General features: G+C 57.0%; 13 protein-coding genes. 6 read left to right on the forward strand and 7 right to left on the reverse strand.

Annotated elements, in window-relative coordinates; translation table 11 throughout:
- Window positions 1–35: 35 nt before the first annotated feature.
- The 3 genes from Q1K07_RS10515 (at window position 36) to Q1K07_RS10525 (ending at window position 2,392) form a co-directional block, all read left to right on the forward strand.
- Window positions 36–815 carry a helix-turn-helix transcriptional regulator gene (locus tag Q1K07_RS10515; RefSeq protein ID WP_300310533.1) on the forward strand — a complete coding sequence of 260 codons (780 nt, stop codon included), beginning with the start codon at window positions 36–38 and terminating at the stop codon, window positions 813–815.
- 356 nt (window positions 816–1,171) lie between these two features.
- Window positions 1,172–1,801, forward strand: a complete 630-nt coding sequence (locus Q1K07_RS10520) for a hypothetical protein (protein ID WP_300310535.1) — start codon at window positions 1,172–1,174, stop codon at window positions 1,799–1,801.
- A gap of 339 nt (window positions 1,802–2,140) precedes the next feature.
- Window positions 2,141–2,392: a hypothetical protein gene (locus Q1K07_RS10525; protein WP_149285474.1), complete on the forward strand. Its 252-nt coding sequence runs from the start codon at window positions 2,141–2,143 to the stop codon at window positions 2,390–2,392.
- A 177-nt stretch (window positions 2,393–2,569) separates the two neighbouring features.
- On the opposite strand, the gene Q1K07_RS10530 is transcribed toward Q1K07_RS10525, so the two are convergent.
- The 4 genes from Q1K07_RS10530 to Q1K07_RS10545 all read right to left on the reverse strand — a co-directional run bounded on the left by Q1K07_RS10530 (window position 2,570) and on the right by Q1K07_RS10545 (window position 8,160).
- Entirely contained in the window at window positions 2,570–3,103 is a 534-nt protein-coding gene (locus tag Q1K07_RS10530; RefSeq protein ID WP_300310538.1) for a thioesterase family protein, read from the reverse strand.
- A 65-nt stretch (window positions 3,104–3,168) separates the two neighbouring features.
- Complete coding sequence (locus Q1K07_RS10535; RefSeq protein WP_300310540.1) at window positions 3,169–5,247, reverse strand: 3-hydroxyacyl-CoA dehydrogenase NAD-binding domain-containing protein; 2,079 nt, start codon at window positions 5,245–5,247, stop codon at window positions 3,169–3,171.
- Window positions 5,240–7,366, reverse strand: a complete 2,127-nt coding sequence (locus Q1K07_RS10540) for an acetate--CoA ligase family protein (RefSeq protein WP_300310542.1) — start codon at window positions 7,364–7,366, stop codon at window positions 5,240–5,242. Before Q1K07_RS10540 ends, Q1K07_RS10535 begins: the two co-directional genes overlap by 8 nt.
- Window positions 7,363–8,160, reverse strand: coding sequence for an enoyl-CoA hydratase/isomerase family protein (locus Q1K07_RS10545; protein WP_300310544.1), 798 nt, complete (start codon window positions 8,158–8,160; stop codon window positions 7,363–7,365). Before Q1K07_RS10545 ends, Q1K07_RS10540 begins: the two co-directional genes overlap by 4 nt.
- A gap of 529 nt (window positions 8,161–8,689) precedes the next feature.
- On the opposite strand from Q1K07_RS10545, the gene Q1K07_RS10550 reads away from it, so the two are divergent.
- From Q1K07_RS10550 to Q1K07_RS10560, 3 genes are all read left to right on the forward strand, one after another.
- The gene (locus Q1K07_RS10550) at window positions 8,690–9,217 is read left to right on the forward strand and encodes a tripartite tricarboxylate transporter TctB family protein (RefSeq protein ID WP_300310546.1); all 528 of its coding nucleotides are present in this window, start codon (window positions 8,690–8,692) and stop codon (window positions 9,215–9,217) included.
- A 9-nt stretch (window positions 9,218–9,226) separates the two neighbouring features.
- A complete protein-coding gene (locus Q1K07_RS10555; protein ID WP_300310548.1) occupies window positions 9,227–10,744 on the forward strand; it encodes a tripartite tricarboxylate transporter permease in 1,518 nt (505 codons plus the stop codon).
- Between the two features lie 294 nt (window positions 10,745–11,038).
- A complete protein-coding gene (locus tag Q1K07_RS10560; RefSeq protein WP_366945062.1) occupies window positions 11,039–11,989 on the forward strand; it encodes an AbrB family transcriptional regulator in 951 nt (316 codons plus the stop codon).
- 135 nt (window positions 11,990–12,124) lie between these two features.
- Here the strand turns inward: Q1K07_RS10560 and Q1K07_RS10565 are convergent, their stop codons facing one another.
- From Q1K07_RS10565 to Q1K07_RS10575, 3 genes are all read right to left on the reverse strand, one after another.
- Window positions 12,125–13,483: an MmgE/PrpD family protein gene (locus Q1K07_RS10565; RefSeq protein ID WP_300310550.1), complete on the reverse strand. Its 1,359-nt coding sequence runs from the start codon at window positions 13,481–13,483 to the stop codon at window positions 12,125–12,127.
- Window positions 13,484–13,553: 70 nt separating this feature from the next.
- The gene (locus Q1K07_RS10570; RefSeq protein WP_300310553.1) at window positions 13,554–14,747 is read right to left on the reverse strand and encodes a CaiB/BaiF CoA-transferase family protein; all 1,194 of its coding nucleotides are present in this window, start codon (window positions 14,745–14,747) and stop codon (window positions 13,554–13,556) included.
- Between the two features lie 192 nt (window positions 14,748–14,939).
- Window positions 14,940–15,848, reverse strand: a complete 909-nt coding sequence (locus Q1K07_RS10575; RefSeq protein ID WP_300310557.1) for a tripartite tricarboxylate transporter substrate binding protein — start codon at window positions 15,846–15,848, stop codon at window positions 14,940–14,942.
- Window positions 15,849–16,122 lie beyond the last annotated feature (274 nt).

Consider the following 16,122-nt stretch of genomic DNA (forward strand, 5'->3'; position numbering starts at 1 on the left):
CTATAAAGGACATTCAATACCTATTTGGCGCCACAATGACGAGTCCACTGATTTCCCTTGAGCAAGCTTCCTCTGATGATGGCCCACCGTTGATTGCAGCATCGCGGTTGTCCAATGGGATACGTGTGACTCAGCGTCATCGCCACACACGCGGACAATTGCTGGGAGCCATCCATGGATTGCTGTCGGTTGATGCGGGCAATAGCTGTTGGGTCGTCCCGGCGACACATGCCGTATGGATACCGCCCAACGTCGTTCACGGGCTACGTTCTCACGGGGCGTTCGCAGGTTGGAGTGTGTATGTCACGGAAACCCTCTGCACAGACTTGCCCTGTCAACCGTGCACGTTAGTTGTTTCTGGCCTGTTGCGCGAAGCGGTGACACGAGCTTCATCATGGGGCGAGGGGAGCCTGGATGAGGCGCAGACACGCTTGGCAGGTGTGATTCTGGACGAAATTCGTATTCTGCCCCAGGTGGCACTGGGCTTGCCGATGCCACAGGACCCGCGGCTGTTGAAGATTGCACGCGCACTGTCGGATCAACCTGGTGACAGGAGGCGACTGGAGGAGTGGGCAACCTGGGCAAACATTGCACCACGTACACTGTCGCGCCGTTTCGTGGCCGAAACGGGTTTCAGCTTTACCGAATGGCGACAACGCGTTCGCATGTTGAGAGCCCTAGAGTTGCTGGCCTCGGGCAGATCGGTGACAGCGATCGCGCTGGACCTTGGCTATGACAACGCCAGCGCCTTCATTGCCTTGTTTCGGCATATGTTTGGCGTGACTCCGGGCCAATATGCACCTCTGATGGGCTAATCAATGCCCGCTATCTGCTGCCATTCACTGCTCAATGAACTGCTCTGCCACAGGCACCCGCCTCTTTCCGATAGCGTCTTGTGTGCTCGGATCATGAACTTTTTCTGACACGTAGCACTCTATATGCTGCGTCGCAACAAAATACCCTATGGTTGTGACATCATACTGGAAAGAGGAATGTAGCCATGTCTACTGCAACAACACTTCACGATGCTCCAGATGTGCTCGAGTTCTGGTATCGGCAGGCGCTATGCCAAAGCAAGGCCTTTGATGCCATTGCCAGATACGTCAGATGATGGACCCTGTGCCTGGCCTCATTGACCAGTGCTCTTGCTTCATTGAAATGTGATGCCTCATTGGCAGATCGACACATATCCAGTGTTTTTATAGCCATGCCATGCACTATGCTGAGCCCATTTGTTATCCCTCAGCAAACGGTGACGATCATGCATCTCAACATGCGACAAAGCGCCAAGGCGCTCATGCTCTCGGCTCTGTTGCTCTGCGTTCTTGCTGCCTGCACTCCAGGGGTGGAGACAAGTGAGGCCCAGGAACAGAAGCAACAACAGGAGCGGCAACAGGGAAAAGATGAGACCGGAGCCGAGACGAAGGATATGGATAACGTTTCGGGCGACCCCGTGTTGACCAGCCAGCGTTATTTCGATTTGTTGGCAGCGGGGGAGTTTGAACAGGCTTATGTGATGTGGGCTCCAAATACACCGACCGGTGAGGGCGGCAGTGATCTCTTTGAACGCTCCATGCTGGCCTACCAATCCTTCGACGGAAAAACGATGGGAGATGCCCGCACCGAAGGGGCAGCGGGAACGCTTTATGCCGAGGTCCCGGTTCAGGTTTCAGGATTGCGCCGAGGGGAATCATTCTCACGAGGGGGCACCATGGAGCTGGCACGTTGCAATGATGTGCCGGGTTGCTCCGATGATGAACGCCGTTGGAAAATACGTGCGATAAACCTCGAGGAAGAATGACAGGAAAATCGTCTTGAGGGATTTCGTCTCAGGATTGAAGAAGGCAAGACAAGCTGCTGGGGCTGGCTGGTGGCTGTTGCCGGGCAAAACCAGGATATCAGCAGCCGATCCATATTCCTGAATATGCCTGTACGATGAAGCCTCTCGTAAAGAGGCTTCTATGTTCTTGGCTATTGGTTAATTTATATGACAGTTTTCTTGTTATGTATCAGGGATAGTTTTCTCGTTACATCATGGAAAATATCTTTCCTTAAAAAAACAATTTGAGTTTGACGTTATTGATCTGCATGAGGATATTGAAACGGCTGTCTGAGCACATTCAATATTTCTGGAGGCATTATGTCTGATTCTACTCTCCGCGTTCTGAGCAATGATGAAATCGACGTTGTTGCTGGCGGCATCAGTTTCGACGATGCGTATAACGACTTCATGGAAGGCGGTGCCCTTCTTGGTGGTGGTGCCGGTAGCCTGATCGCAAGCGCCTACACCGGGATTGCACTGACTCCTGCTCTTATCCTGGGCTCACTGAACAGCCTGCTGGGCAGCCTGGGCGGTCTCACTGGTGGTGTTACAGGTGATCTGCTCTCATAAGTCAGAGCCTGCACCATAGGCCAGAAGGCTTGGTGTAATTCTGGGCAATGCCGAACGGCATTGCCCTTTTGCTTTTGCAGTACATGTTATGTCTGGGCATATATCTTATTGCAGTATTTTTTCTTTTCCAGAATGCTACAAGGTTACGAAGTCAAGTACATGGATAATGAGAGACCATTAGCCAGCGTCTGTTAGCAGATAAGGCTCCAGGAGGGTTCTTTCGCGGTCAGGTACGCGTATTGGTCTGCGAGTCTCCATGTCCAGGGTCACGACAGTGGTACACGCCTGCACGCACCGATGCTTGTTTTGCCAGAGTTCCTGGGCGAAGCGGATGGAGCTGTTGCCGATCCTTTCCACGGTCGTCCGTGCCATCACCAGGGCTCCCCAGTGGAGTTCGCGGCTGAAATTGACGTTCAGGTTGACGACCATGGTCGGTATCCGGGATCCGAGTTCCTCGCGAAACAGTGCCGCCCGACCATCCGCCAGCCAGACGGGAATCACGGTGTTATTGATATGGCCGCGCATATCGGTTTCGCTGAAACGCGGCTTGATCGATGCTTCGAAATAGTGGCACATGGTCCTGTACTCATACCGGAGAGTCAGAGAAGCCGGCTGACCAATAGGTTTACGAGTCGGCTGGCCAGTGAAGAACTGCTTGACGCCAACTGCGTCATTGATGACAGAGGCGTTGTCGGTGGTCTCTGTCGCCATCCATGGCAACTCCCTTCAGTACGCCGGTTTTTCCTGTGAGGCGCTCGTAAGCGTCTGTCATCCATTCACTGCTGAAACCGATTGGCATCAAGGGTTATCAGGGTGGCGTCACCCCGTTCCTGGCCTTTGCCACTGACAGCGACGAGCCGATCGAGGGCTGCATTGAGTTGGTTCAGTTGCATCCGGCGGGCAATGAAGATCGGACCGCCGCGCCAGCGTGGAAAGCCGTAGCCATGCGCCAGGGCGATATCGATATCTTCGGGACGCTGGCAGACGCCTTCGCCGAGCAGCAGCAGGGCTTCGTTGATCAGTGCCAGCACGGCGCGCTGCTGTATGTCTTCGACACTGAAGGTCTTGGGCACGATGCCCTTGTCCGCGCGGTAAGCGGCGATGATCTCGGCAACGTCCGGGTCGGACTGTAGCTGACTCTTGTCGTAGCGGTAGTAGCCCTTGCCGGTCTTGCGCCCGAGCCGTCCGGCTTCACAGATCAGATCCGGAATGCCGACATAGCGCCGCAGGTGACGGCTATCGGCGGTCTGCTGGCGCATCTTCCAGGCAATATCCAGCCCCGACATGTCGGCCACCTTGAATGGCCCCATGGCGAAGCCGTAGGCCTCGATCGCGGTGTCGATCTGTTCTGGACTGGCGCCTTCTTCGAGCATGAACTCGCACTGCCGCCGGTAGGCGGCATAGAGTCGGTTGCCGACAAAGCCCCAGGCGTTGGAGACGACGATTGCCTTTTTCTTCAGCCTGCTGGCGAAGGTCATTGCCGTGCATAGCACTTCGTCGTGGGTCGATGCACCGCGTACAACTTCCAGGAGTGACATGCGATGGGCGGGGCTGAAGAAGTGCAGGCCAAGTACACGTTCCGGGTACAGGATATCGGCCGTGATCATGTCAATATCGAGATAGGACGTGTTGGTTGCCAGCAGGGTGTCCTCGCGCACAATCCCGGCCAGAGTCTTGAACAGTGACTGCTTGGCGCTGAGATCTTCTATGATCGCTTCGATCACCAGATCCGCATGAGCGGCGACCTGAATATCCTCGCTCGGGACCAGGCGAGCCAAGTGAGCTTCGCGTTGTTCGGCGCTTAAACGCTGTCGGCTGACATCATCATCCAGTTCGCTCCTGATGCGACGGATGCCGGCGTCGAGTGCGACCGAATTCAATTCAATCAGGTCGACGTGGTAGCCAGCGTTCAGAGCACAGAGGGCAATGCCGCTGCCCATGGTACCGGCACCAATTACCGCAATGCGCCCAAGTGCACGAGGCTGCACCGGCTGCTGCGGCACGAAGGGTTTGGCGCGTTCGGTGAAGAACAGGTAGCGCAATGCCTGCGCCGGTTCGCTGCCGCGCAGGGCAAGAAACTGCGCGCGCTCTTGGGCGACCCCGTCGGCGAAGCTCAGTCTTGCCGCATTGAGAACCACCTCGGCCGCCACGGCTGCAGCCGGCAAGCCTCGGGCGCGGGTAACCAGCTGCTGTGCTTGTTCCTCCAGTGCGGCGCTGTCGCTGGGGTCGGGCGTTTGTGCGCTCAATGGCTGTTTACCCGCTTGGTAATCTCGGGCGAAAGCCAGGATTTCGGCGTATTGGGCGTCCGCGTCGGTGCTGGCCAGTAACTGGTCGACCAGCCCCAGGTCCAGGGCGCGAGAGGCGTTGATCGGCTTGCCTGTGACGATCATGTCGATCGCGGCTGATAGGCCGACCGCGCGCGGCAGACGCTGTGTACCTCCAGCTCCCGGGATGATGCCGACAGTGACCTCCGGCATGCCAAGGACCGCATCGGTCGTTGCCAGCCTTGCATCACAGGCGAGAGCCAACTCCAGACCCCCGCCGAGGGTGTGACCCTTGATGACAGCGATAACCGGCACCGGACAGGCTTCCAGGGCTGCCGTAACCTGGGGCAGGGTAGGCTCCGTCGGTTGGTTCTCGAGTTCGCGCAGATCGGCACCGGCCATCAGGTGCCGGCCGGCTCCGGTCAGGACGACCGCGTGAACCTGCTCAGCATCGATGCTCGCCAAGGCGGACAGGATTCCCTTGCGTACCGTATCCGTACTGCTGTTGACGGGGGGATTGTCGATGGTGATCACTGCTATCTCCCCCTCGCGCCGAAAATGAACCTGGCCGTAGCGCTTCGGTTCAGCCATAACGGCGCTCTCCCTCGACGTTGTCACTCTCTATCTGTTCCAGTACCAGAACGGCGTCAGCCGCCACGACACCATGGCCCTCTGGCAGGACGAACAGCGGATTGATTTCAGAGGTCACCACGCGGTCGCCGAGCGCGGCGATCAGGTTCGAGAAGTCGACGATGGCCTGGGCCAGGGCATCTGTGTCGCAGTGAACAGAACCACGGTAGCCATCAAGCAGTGGCCAGGTCGTCAGTTTCCGCATCATCGTCTTGGCCTGTTCCAGTGTCAGGCCGCCTTGCTCGGGTAACAGGCAGAGTGTGGTGTCCTTGAATAATTCGGCGGTCACACCTCCGGCACCCAGCAGGATCGCCGTACCCAAGGCATCACGATTGGCACCGAGAATCAGTTCGTGGCCGCCGGCGACCATCGCCTCGACCAGGAAGCGGTCCGGACGACGGCCAATCCGGCTTCCCACATCCTGGATCATCTGCTCGAAGCGCGCGCCAATGGTGTCTGCATTCTGATGCAAGGCCACGCCACCGATATCACTCTTGTGCAGCAGGTTGGCATCCAGCACCTTAAGAACCACTGGTTGCCCCAGCTCGCGAGCCGCTTGTACGGCTTCATCGCGGCAAGTCACGACACGACTTGCCGGCACCTGGATACCCGTCTGGCTGAACAAGGACTTGGCTGAGGCCTCATCGGTTGCTCCTCCGGTCAGGCCGGTCAGATCAGGCAATTCGACACTGGGAGTGGGCCGTCCGCCAGGCAGTGGTTGTCCGGTAAAGTGCAGGGCCTCAAGTACAGCGCTGCAGCTTTCCGGAGAACTGAATCCCGGAATGCCGGCGCGATTCAGGCGCTTCAGCGTATCCGGTGCGTGGGGGCTGACGTAGGCCAGCACCGGCTTGTCATTGGTATCCAGGCAGTCCTGGATAGCACCAACAACCAGATCGGGCATGGCCAGCCCTGAGGAGCCAATGACCACGATGAGGGCATCGTAACTATCACTGGCCAGAAGAGTACGGATTGCCTGTCGCAGTAGCTCGGGTTGCAGGCCGGCCAGTGTCACATCGATCGGGTTGCGATCCAGGGCCGTCGGAGTGTTGCCCTGCAGTGCACGCAATTGCGAGGCGGTGTTGGCATCAGGTGCCGGTGTGTCGAAATGATTCATCCCGAGACTGTCGGCGATCAGTGTTCCGGCACCGCCAGTTGACGTCAGGATGGCTACGCGGCGGCCGGTCAGTTTGCGACCGGATACCAGCACAGCCGGAATGTCGAGGAACTCGTCGAAGGTGTTGGCACGGATAACGCCCAGTTCACGGAAGAATGCATCATAAACACGGTCTTCGCCGGCCAGCGCGCCAGTATGGGAGCTGGCTGCGCTGGCACCTGCCTCGGATCGGCCGATCTTGAACACCACCAGCGGCTTGCCGGCGTCTCGGGCACGGATGGCCGCTTCGCGAAAGCGTTTCGGGTTGCGCACACTTTCCAGGTAGAGCGCGATGACCCGGGTATTGTCATCGTCCACCAGATAGTCGATGAAGTCGCTGACTTCAAGGTCCACCTCATTGCTGGTGGATATCAGCGATGAAAGGCCTATACCGCGGCCGGCCGCACGGGAGAGCAGGGCACCGAGAATACCGCCGCTTTGGGAGACAACGGCAACATGGCCGGTGGGCAGGTCACTGACTTCAAGGGCACCACTGGCCGAGAGTGGAATCCGCGCGGACAGGTTGACCAGGCCGATGGTGTTCGGACCGAGAATGCGCATGGCACCGGCGGCCTCTTTCAGTGCTTCCTGCAGGTCCTGTCCATCTTCACCTGCCTCGGCAAAGCCACTGGCAAGAACGATCGCTGCCTTGCAGCCCATTTGAGAAAGAGAGCGGACGGCATCGATGCTACGCTTGGCGTTGAGCAGCACCAGACCGACATCAGGAGCTTCCGGCAGTGCCTCGATACTGGCATAGCAGGTTAGACCCTGGATCTCGGATGCCTTGGGGTTGACCGGATGGATGGCGCCACTGAAGCCATGCTTGAGCAGGTAGGATATCGGACGACCGGATGTCTTGCCGGGATCCGCCGAGGCCCCGATGACAGCGATGCTTCTGGGATTGAGCAGGGCGTCGAGCTGTTTCATTTGCCTGTCTCCTTGGCGCGATCGAGGAAGGACTGCACTGAAGCGCGATGTTCCTGTGAGGTGTAACAGATGCCCTGGGCCTTGCTGCCTTCGGCGAATACCTGGTGCTCTGACAACTCATAGCTGCGGTTGATGATCGACTTGGTCAGGGCGACAGCAGTACGCGAACCACTGCTCATTTCTTCGGCCATAGCCTTGGCGGTTGCCAACAGCCTATTCTCTTCGCACAACTGGTCTGCGATACCGAGCTGGACGGCTTCTTCGGCATCGACACGGCGGCCGCTGAAGATCAGGGCCTTGGCGCGTGCCAGACCAATTCGGCGAGGCAGAAAGTAGATGCCGCCACCATCAGGTATCAGGCCGCGGGCGATGTAAGCCCAAGTGAAGGTGGCAGAGCGTGCAGCTACGACAAAATCGCAGGAGAGGGCAAGGTCGGCTCCGAGTCCTGCCGCGGCGCCATTGACCGCGGCGATGGTGGGAATCGGCAGGTTGAGCAGCATGCTGGCGGCCTGATGCACGCCTTGCTGACGTTCCCAGCCATTGAATCCAACCGTGGCCGGATCTGCTTCCATGCGTGTTTTCATGCCGGCGATATCACCGCCGGCGCAGAAGCCCTTGCCGGCCCCGGTGATGACCAGTGCGCGGATGCTACGGTCGCGCCGAAGGTGAGCTAGATGTTCCACCAATTCAGCGCGCATAGCATCACTCATGGCATTGCGCTTTTCGGGCCGGTTGAGGGTCAGAATGGCAATACCATCTTCCTGCTGATATTCGATGAGAGCGTCTTGATTCATGGTGGGCCTCTTGTTCTTTTCGTAAAACGAATTCGAGTGTTATTGGAAAGATAGGTGTCGGGTTGATTGTCCGAAAAAACTGAATTCACATCGGGAACAGAACACTTGTCATCGTTTGTTCATCCCGTTATCCCGCAAATTATTCTTGAAGTTACGTCTTCAGCGTGCAAATGAGTAAAGCTGCCGCCAGCACTAACAAAAAGTTAGAGGGTGAATAGAAGTAAGGGGCTGGATAAGGGGGAAGGAGCTGGATAGAGGGAGCTTCCATGATGCTTTTTTCTTCTGCCCAACATAAAGCTGGCCTAAGGCCCAATAAATACTCAGTTCAGCAGTGATGCGCCTTCAGCCATAGTAAGCGTCGTATTCAGAGACAGTGAGTCTCGTCGGATAACTATTCGATCTGTGGTGCTTGGGCATCGAATGCCAGGGTACCTCGGGGAGGCTGTTGCCTCGCACAATAACAATCGGTCCACGTCCAGCGTTGGAGTGGTTACAAGCAGGACCTGCATCTGGTCCTGAGGAGGACAGAATGAATTCATCGACAGTATCGGCTCGAAGCGCACCGAAGGAGTCAGCCAAAACACACCGCAGGCAAGAGAGAACAATACAGATTCCCTTGGCATGGCTGGAGTTGCTGTTTGGGCTCGTTTTGCTGATAGGCGTTGCAGTCTATCTATACGAAGCGACTCAACTTCCCGCTCCGATAAACCCCAAGGCAGTGGGGGCTGGCGATTTCCCGATGATGATAGCCAGCGGAACCTTGGTCGCCATTTTTATGATGTGCTGCCAAGGTCTGTGGAAAGTATTCAGGGAAAAGAAGCCTGTACTGGTGTCACTGAATCGCCCTGTCTCCGTCATTATTGCGATGCTTGTTCTGGGCGGTATTGGCGCTTTTCTGAACGCTCTGGGAGTCATCATTGCCATGGTGAGCCTGTCTGCTTTGCTCATGATGGCAGCAGGGGAACGACGGCCGCTTCAGCTCATTGCTGTTCCGCTGGGCTTGGCGCTTGGCCTCTATGCCGTTTTCGTTCTCGTCCTCAGTGTCTATTTTCCTTAAGGTGCCGACATGTTTGAGAATATATTGCTTGGTTTCTCGGCATTCGCTGATCCGTTGGTGCCGATCGGCCTGGTTGTCGGTGCGTTGCTCGGATACATGATTGGGGCAGTGCCGGGGTTAGGGCCAAGCCTCGGTGTCGCGTTGCTGATTCCCTTTACCTATAGTCTCGATCCTCTGGTGTCGATCGTAACGTTAGTTGCCCTCTACGCCGCGGCTGAGTACGGCGGTGCCATTTCGGCGATACTTGTCAATTCTCCTGGCACTGCAGCTGCCGTGACCACATCCTGGGACGGTTTTCCGCTGACACAACAGGGCAAGGCCGGTGTCGCGCTGAACATCTCGATCGTTTCTTCGGGTATGGGCATTTTCGTCAGTACCATCCTGTTGTTCCTGACAGCGGTTCCCTTATCCGAATTTGCGTTAAACTTCGGCCCCACGGCCTATTTTGCGTTGGCCCTGGTGGGGTTGAGCCTTGTATCAGCCTTGTCCAGCGGCTCGGCGCTGAAGGGCGGTATCGCCATGGGCATTGGCCTTGCACTTGCGACCGTAGGGCTTGATGACCAGACCGGAATTCCCCGTTTCAGCTCACACCCCGAGTTTTTCGAAGGTTTCCCGTTGGTGCCGGTGTTGCTGGGGCTCTTCGCGCTTTCCGAGGTACTTTTCATGGTCGAGGCGGGGCCGTCGGAAAAGACCAAGAGTCAGCCGATGAGCGGTATTCTTGCGGTACCCTTGAAAACATTCGGCAAGTTGAAATTTCACCTGATGCGCAGTTCGCTCATTGGCTATGTCATTGGTGTCGTGCCGGGCGCAGGTGCCTCGATCGCTGCCTTTGTTTCCTACGCGGTTGCCAAGAAGACCTCGAAGACGCCCGAACAGTTCGGAAAGGGCAGCATAGAGGGCATCGCCGCATCGGAGGCGGCCAACAATTCGGCGGTATCAGGAGCTCTGGCACCATTGCTGGCGCTGGGCATTCCCGGATCACCAACCACGGCGATCATGATTGGCGCCCTGATGATCCACGGCATCCAGCCTGGCCCTTTGCTGTTTACTACCAAGCCGGAGATTCCCTACACGATCTTTGCCTCCCTCTGGATCAGCGTTCCGGTGATGGTCTTTATCGGCCTGGCGGGGGCCAGGTACTGGGCGAAAGTCGTCGATGTACCTCGTCCGGCGATTGCGGCAATCGTTGCGGCCATCTGCCTGATGGGTGCCTACGCCTCCGAAAACTCGATGTTCCCGGTGTATGTCACCTTGGCATTCGGTGTTATCGGCTACCTTCTGCGCAAGGTCAATATCCCACTGGCGCCGATCATTCTGGCTCTGGTGCTGGGCGAAATGCTTGAAACGAATTTCCGTCGCGCACTGGTCATTTCCAATGGAGATCTCGATATCTTCTATACCAGTCCGCTAACGTTGATCCTGTTGTCGGTTGCGGTTCTGTCCTTTGCAATGCCGATTGTTCGGTTTCTACACGAGAAATTCAACCTGCGCCGACATGCGCGAAAAGTCTCCCACGGAGAAGAGTAATGTCGCCATTAGGCCGAGACATAGGCTAATCCATCCATGACGTTTCAAGCCCGTAACCGCAGATCGATTTTGATTTGCTGTTGCGGGCTCTTTTTTCTCCTCCATGTGTCATGGGTGATCGAGCCTTGGCGCCTTTGGCTTCGATATTTGTGCTGCCATATGGTGGCTTTATTTATTCCTTAGGGGGTCGCGTTGATCAATTTGATTAAGTTGTTGACACTTTATTTGTCTGCAACTGCTGTAGGTTGGGTTTTTCGTGGAATAGGAATGCCGTTGCCGTTCATGATTGGGCCCATGATGTTGTCAGCCACGCTATACGTTTCAGGTCTGGTAACGACACCAGTATCTGCAAAGACCCGCCCTCTGGGCCAGATGATCATTGCTTCGACGGTAGGTATGGCCTTTACCAGTGATGCGTTGGCCATCGTCATGACTATGGCACCTGTCATTGTCGGGCTGACATTTCTTACCAGCATGAATGCCGTAGGCGTGTCGGTTCTGCTCAGGCGATTTACTGGGCTCGATTATCCAACGGCACTGCTGGCCACTATGCCGACCAGCCCGGTGGAAGCTGTTGTTATCGCGGAAAAATTTGGCCTGAACCTTGGTCTGGTCGTCCTGTCACAAACCATCAGAATAGCCAGCGTTGTGGTGCTCATTCCTATCGCGTTGTATTTAGCCGATGGTTGGCCTGGCGATCCCGCTAGAGGACTTGCTTCGGCGTATGTATTCGATCTGGGTAGCGTTGCGCTACTGGCGATTTCCGCTTTGGCGGGTGGGCTTCTGTTCAAGATATTACGCTTGCCAAACCCTTATTTTTTCGGAGCCTTGTTGAGCTCTGCCGTCGTATCCAGCAGTGGCCTGCAGGTGGCACCCTATCCATACCTGGTTCTGGCAGGGGCTCAAGTGGTGCTTGGCACCTGGCTGGGTTCTGTGTTTACCAAGGACCTCTTTTTCGGTGGCGGAAAGCTGACGCTTGCGCTGATCGTCTCGATGTTGTGCTTTATTCTTTTTACCAGCGCTACCGCTATCGTCTTCGCCGAGCTGATTGGCCAGCCTTGGGAAACCATGGTGCTGAGTGCCGCCCCCGGAGGAGTGACAGAAATGGCACTGACCGCACAATTCCTGGGATACGATGTGGCGATTATCACCTCTTTCCAGGTCGTGAGGATCTGTATTCTCATGCCGGGGATACACGGGTTTATCGCCGTGGCCCGTCGATATGGATCCGAGCGTTCAGGCTAACCTTTCCATTGGCGGATGGAATATCCGTGTAGTGGGCAAGGGAAGTGCGTTAATCAGTGCAGCATGGGGATATCGGGGGCAGTGATTGGCCCAGTGGATCATGCCGGGCCAATCGACGGGGGGCAGGCTTGCGAATCAGGCGTGGGTTTCAGCCGATGGTACAACCGAGCCTGGCAGCTCGGTTCCGTACAATATGTCTCGACGCAATGCCTCTATCTGCTGACAAGTGAGGACGGACCTAGCCAACTCGTCGAACTTGTCGATCAGTTCCTGATCCGACAGTGGGTCTTCCGGGTCGCCTTTCCGGGTTGCCTGGAAATGCTGGACTCGTCGGCCGTCTTTTAGATGAACGAGCAACCTGGCCATGCGTTGCTTCGGATAGGCAGAGGCCAGCTCTGCATCCTCGCTGACGGTTATTCTCTGCATCAAAGCGCGAATTTCCTGCCTTGCCAGTGTCTCTGGTGTGAAAGCTGCCAGCCGGACGCCGCCCAGCAGCAATTGTGCCGCGAGGCAGTACTGAATGCTGAACCGGGCTTCTTGGGCCGTGCGGGGCTCCGGCCGGTTGCACATCTGATAGGTGGCGCTGTACCCCTCGACATGAATCGAGCCGATGTCATCGGGTACGAATCCATCGTTTTCCTGCATAAGCTTCAGCCCATCGAGCGCGGGAAATATGTGTCCGCAGCAACCGTGATTCTTGACCGTCATGCGAGTGATAGGCGTCCAGTCGCCGATACCCTCGAGCGCTATGTCCCAGTCACCGCACGACGCGCTGGTCGCCGCGGCGTAACCTTTGTCCGCATGCAGGCTGTCAAGGGAAGCAGTGACGCCCTTGGCTGCGGCGAGGCCCGCCAGAATCCCTGCGTCGGCCGCATGGCCCGGATGGAGGGCCTTGGCCATACCTTCACCCTGGAGATTCTGTTGATGGCCGCCGGCAAAACTGCTGGACAGGGCAATGGCATGAGCCATTCGATCTGCGTCACATCCCAGGATCATGGCGGTCGAGACGGCGGCGCCTATCGTGCCCACCGTCGAGGTGGTATGCCAGTAGCGGTAGTGGCTGGGCTGAATGGCCAGTGAAATCCGGCAGCCAACCTCGTAGCCGGCAATGATGGCGCGGTGCAGCTGTTCGAGTGAGGTTCCCTTGTCCTGTGCCATGGCCAGGGCGGCGGCAATTGTCGGGCTTCCTGGGTGATAGCCGCCATCCTTGAAAATGTCGTCGAATTCGACGGTATGGCTTGCGGTGGCGTTCAGGAGGGCCGCGTGCCGCGCGGATCCGGTTTGACCATCGACGTAAGAAATGGCCTTGCCCTGGCCGCGGTTGGCGGCAAAGGCCTCGGACAGCAGTGTCGTCGGTGGAAGTGCGCAACCCGGTAGTGTCGTGGCGAACCAGTCGAGGAGAGCGCGTCGTGTCGCCCAGGTCACGTCTGCATTCAAGCATTGGCTGTGCCAGGCAGCTGCCGTGTTGGCCAGTACAACAATGGGATTGGTCATGGTGTGATCTTGATCCAGAAGGTACAGGGCCGTTGGTCAACACTGTGGGGGTGGACAGGCCGGCGAGTGCTCAGTTGATGGCGCCAGCTGCCCGCATTGCCTCGATTTCCTCTGCTTCGTAGCCGAGTTGCGTGAGAATCTCCGTGCTCTGTGCCCCCATTGGCTGCGGTGGCAGGGTGACTTCCGGCTGGCTATCGGACAAGTTGAAGGCAGCGACCGGGACCGTCAGGCCGTTGATGGCGCTATTGGGAACCGCATGCTTGTACAGTACCTGTTGGTTGGCCACCTGGTGGTCGGACAGAGTTTCTTCCATGCGGCGTATGCGCGCGGCCGGGATACGTCTCTTCTGCAAGAACTCTTCCCAGTAGTCCGCCGTCATTGTGCCGATGATCTTCGATAGGGCGTCGCTTTCTTCGGCATGGGCGTCCAGGCGCTGATTGTTATCGGTCTTGATCATGTCTTCGCGACCGAGCGCTGTCCAGAGGCGCCGCTGTTGCTGAAGGTTCGAAGCGGCGATCATTATCGGTACGTCGGCCGCTTGATAACAGCCAATGGTGGCAAAGGGGAAGGTGTTGCCCTTTTGCTCGGGGTGTTTGCCGTTCCAGAGATAGCCGGTGAGGTGGGAACTGGACAGTATCAGCGCAACGTCGAGCATGGAAACATCGACAAATTGGCCTTTACCGCCGTTCCGTTCACGCTGGAACAGGGCGGTCGAGATCGCAAGGGCCGCCGTCGTGCCGGTGGCATAGTCGACCACTGGAGCGCCCGATTTCAGGGGTCTGCCGTCACCATGTCCCGTCATTGCCATCATGCCGGAGAATGCCTGGATCACGTTGTCGTAGGCGGTTTGCTTACGACGGGGTCCGGTCGATCCGAAGGCGGAAATCGAACAATAGATCAGCTTCGGGTTCAGTTTGGACATTTCTTCATAGCCCAGGCCGAGCTCATCGAATGCACCTGGCCGGTAGTTTTCCACGAATACATCTGCCGTTGAAATGAGCCGCATCATTGCCTCACGCCCTTCGGGGGTCTTGAGGTCGAGTGCCAGCGTTTTCTTGTTGGAAGCCTGAGCCATGAATGCGGTGCCCATTCCGATGTCGTTCAAGGCACGGTCAGAGCCCTGCATGCGTGCCTGATCGGGGGCATTGGGAGACTCGACCTTGATGACTTCGGCCCCCAGCACGGCCATTTGATAGCTGGCAAAGGGGCCTGCGAGTACATGTGTTGTATCGACGACTCGAATTCCATCAAATGCTTTGGTCATGGGGACTCACCTGATTGCGTACCGGAGTTTTAGCAGGAGACCGAACCTGTCTGGGCGGGGTCTCGAGATCGAAGTGATGGGGGCGGGAAAGTGTCGTATGGCGGTTATTGGCCATCGAAGCCCATCAGGTCACACCGAAGGGGCACTTATCCCTTCGGTGCAAGATGTGGCGAACAAGGAGGAATTCAGTCGTTACTCGCTAATGCCCGCTGTTTTCAGCTGTTTTTCCGCGATGTCACTGATCCGATGAACGAAGTCCGTGTACTCCTCGGGGCCCATCCAGGAATCGACGACCCCGGCATTGCGCGCATAGGTCTGGTAGTCCTCCGCACGCATCGCCTTGTGGAAGGCATCGGCAATTTTCTGTTGGATGTCCATCGGGATATCTGCCGGACCGAATATGCCTCGAACCTGCAGCCAACTGGTGTCGACCTCATAACCTTGCTCGCCGAAGGTAGGCAGATCAGGCAGGCCGGTCAGGCGCTCTTCTCCCAGGACACCCAGGCCGGTGATGCGGTTTGCATCGAAGAAGGAACTTACTGAGCCAAGGTTAGAGACGCCCACATCCACGTGGCCGCCCAGCAGCGCGGCGACAATATCTGGTGTGGAGTTGAAGGCGACCCAGTTGAACTTGACGTCAGCGGCCTCTTCGAGCATTGAAATGCCTATGCTCTGCATCGAACCGATGGGACCAAAGCCACCCATATTGATCTGCCCATCGTTTTCCCGGGCCTTGGTGATCAGGTCGTCAAGGTTCTTGATATCGGAATCGGATTTGACGAACAGCAAGATGGCATCTTCCTGTGTCGAGGCGATCCAGGAGAAATCATCAGGCGTGAAGGTTCCCTCGAGATTAGTCAGCATGGACGTGAAGTGAGTCAGCGTATTGACGCCAAGTGTCAGGCCATCAGGTTTGGCGCCACGAACCCGCGTCATCTGGGTAGCGCCGCCCCCGCCGGGAGAATTGATAACGACAACCTGCTGGCCGATCTCTGGTTCCAGCGACTTTGCCAGCGTCCTGATGAATACATCCGCAGAGCCACCCGCCTTGGTGTGCATGATCATGTTGACGGGACCCGTCGGCCAGTCATTGTCAGCCAAGGCTGTTCCTGCACTACACAGCAAGATCGTGGCGGCAAGGCTGGTCGTGCTTAGGACACGGCGGGTTGTGCTTAGACAGAACGTACTTGGACAGAACGTACTTGGACAGAATGTACTTAGACAGGTTGTGTTTAGATAGCTGCAGGCGTTCTTTGTGATTTTCTGTAGCATGTCCGGCGCTCCAATTGGGTATTATTCTTTGAATATCTGATGCTGGGGCTGGGCCCTTGCATCAAGAATCCCAAAAAGCATGTGAGCGTGGTACTGATGATTT

Source organism: Halomonas sp. (assembly GCF_029263665.1).
Taxonomy (GTDB): Bacteria; Pseudomonadota; Gammaproteobacteria; order Pseudomonadales; family Halomonadaceae; genus Halomonas.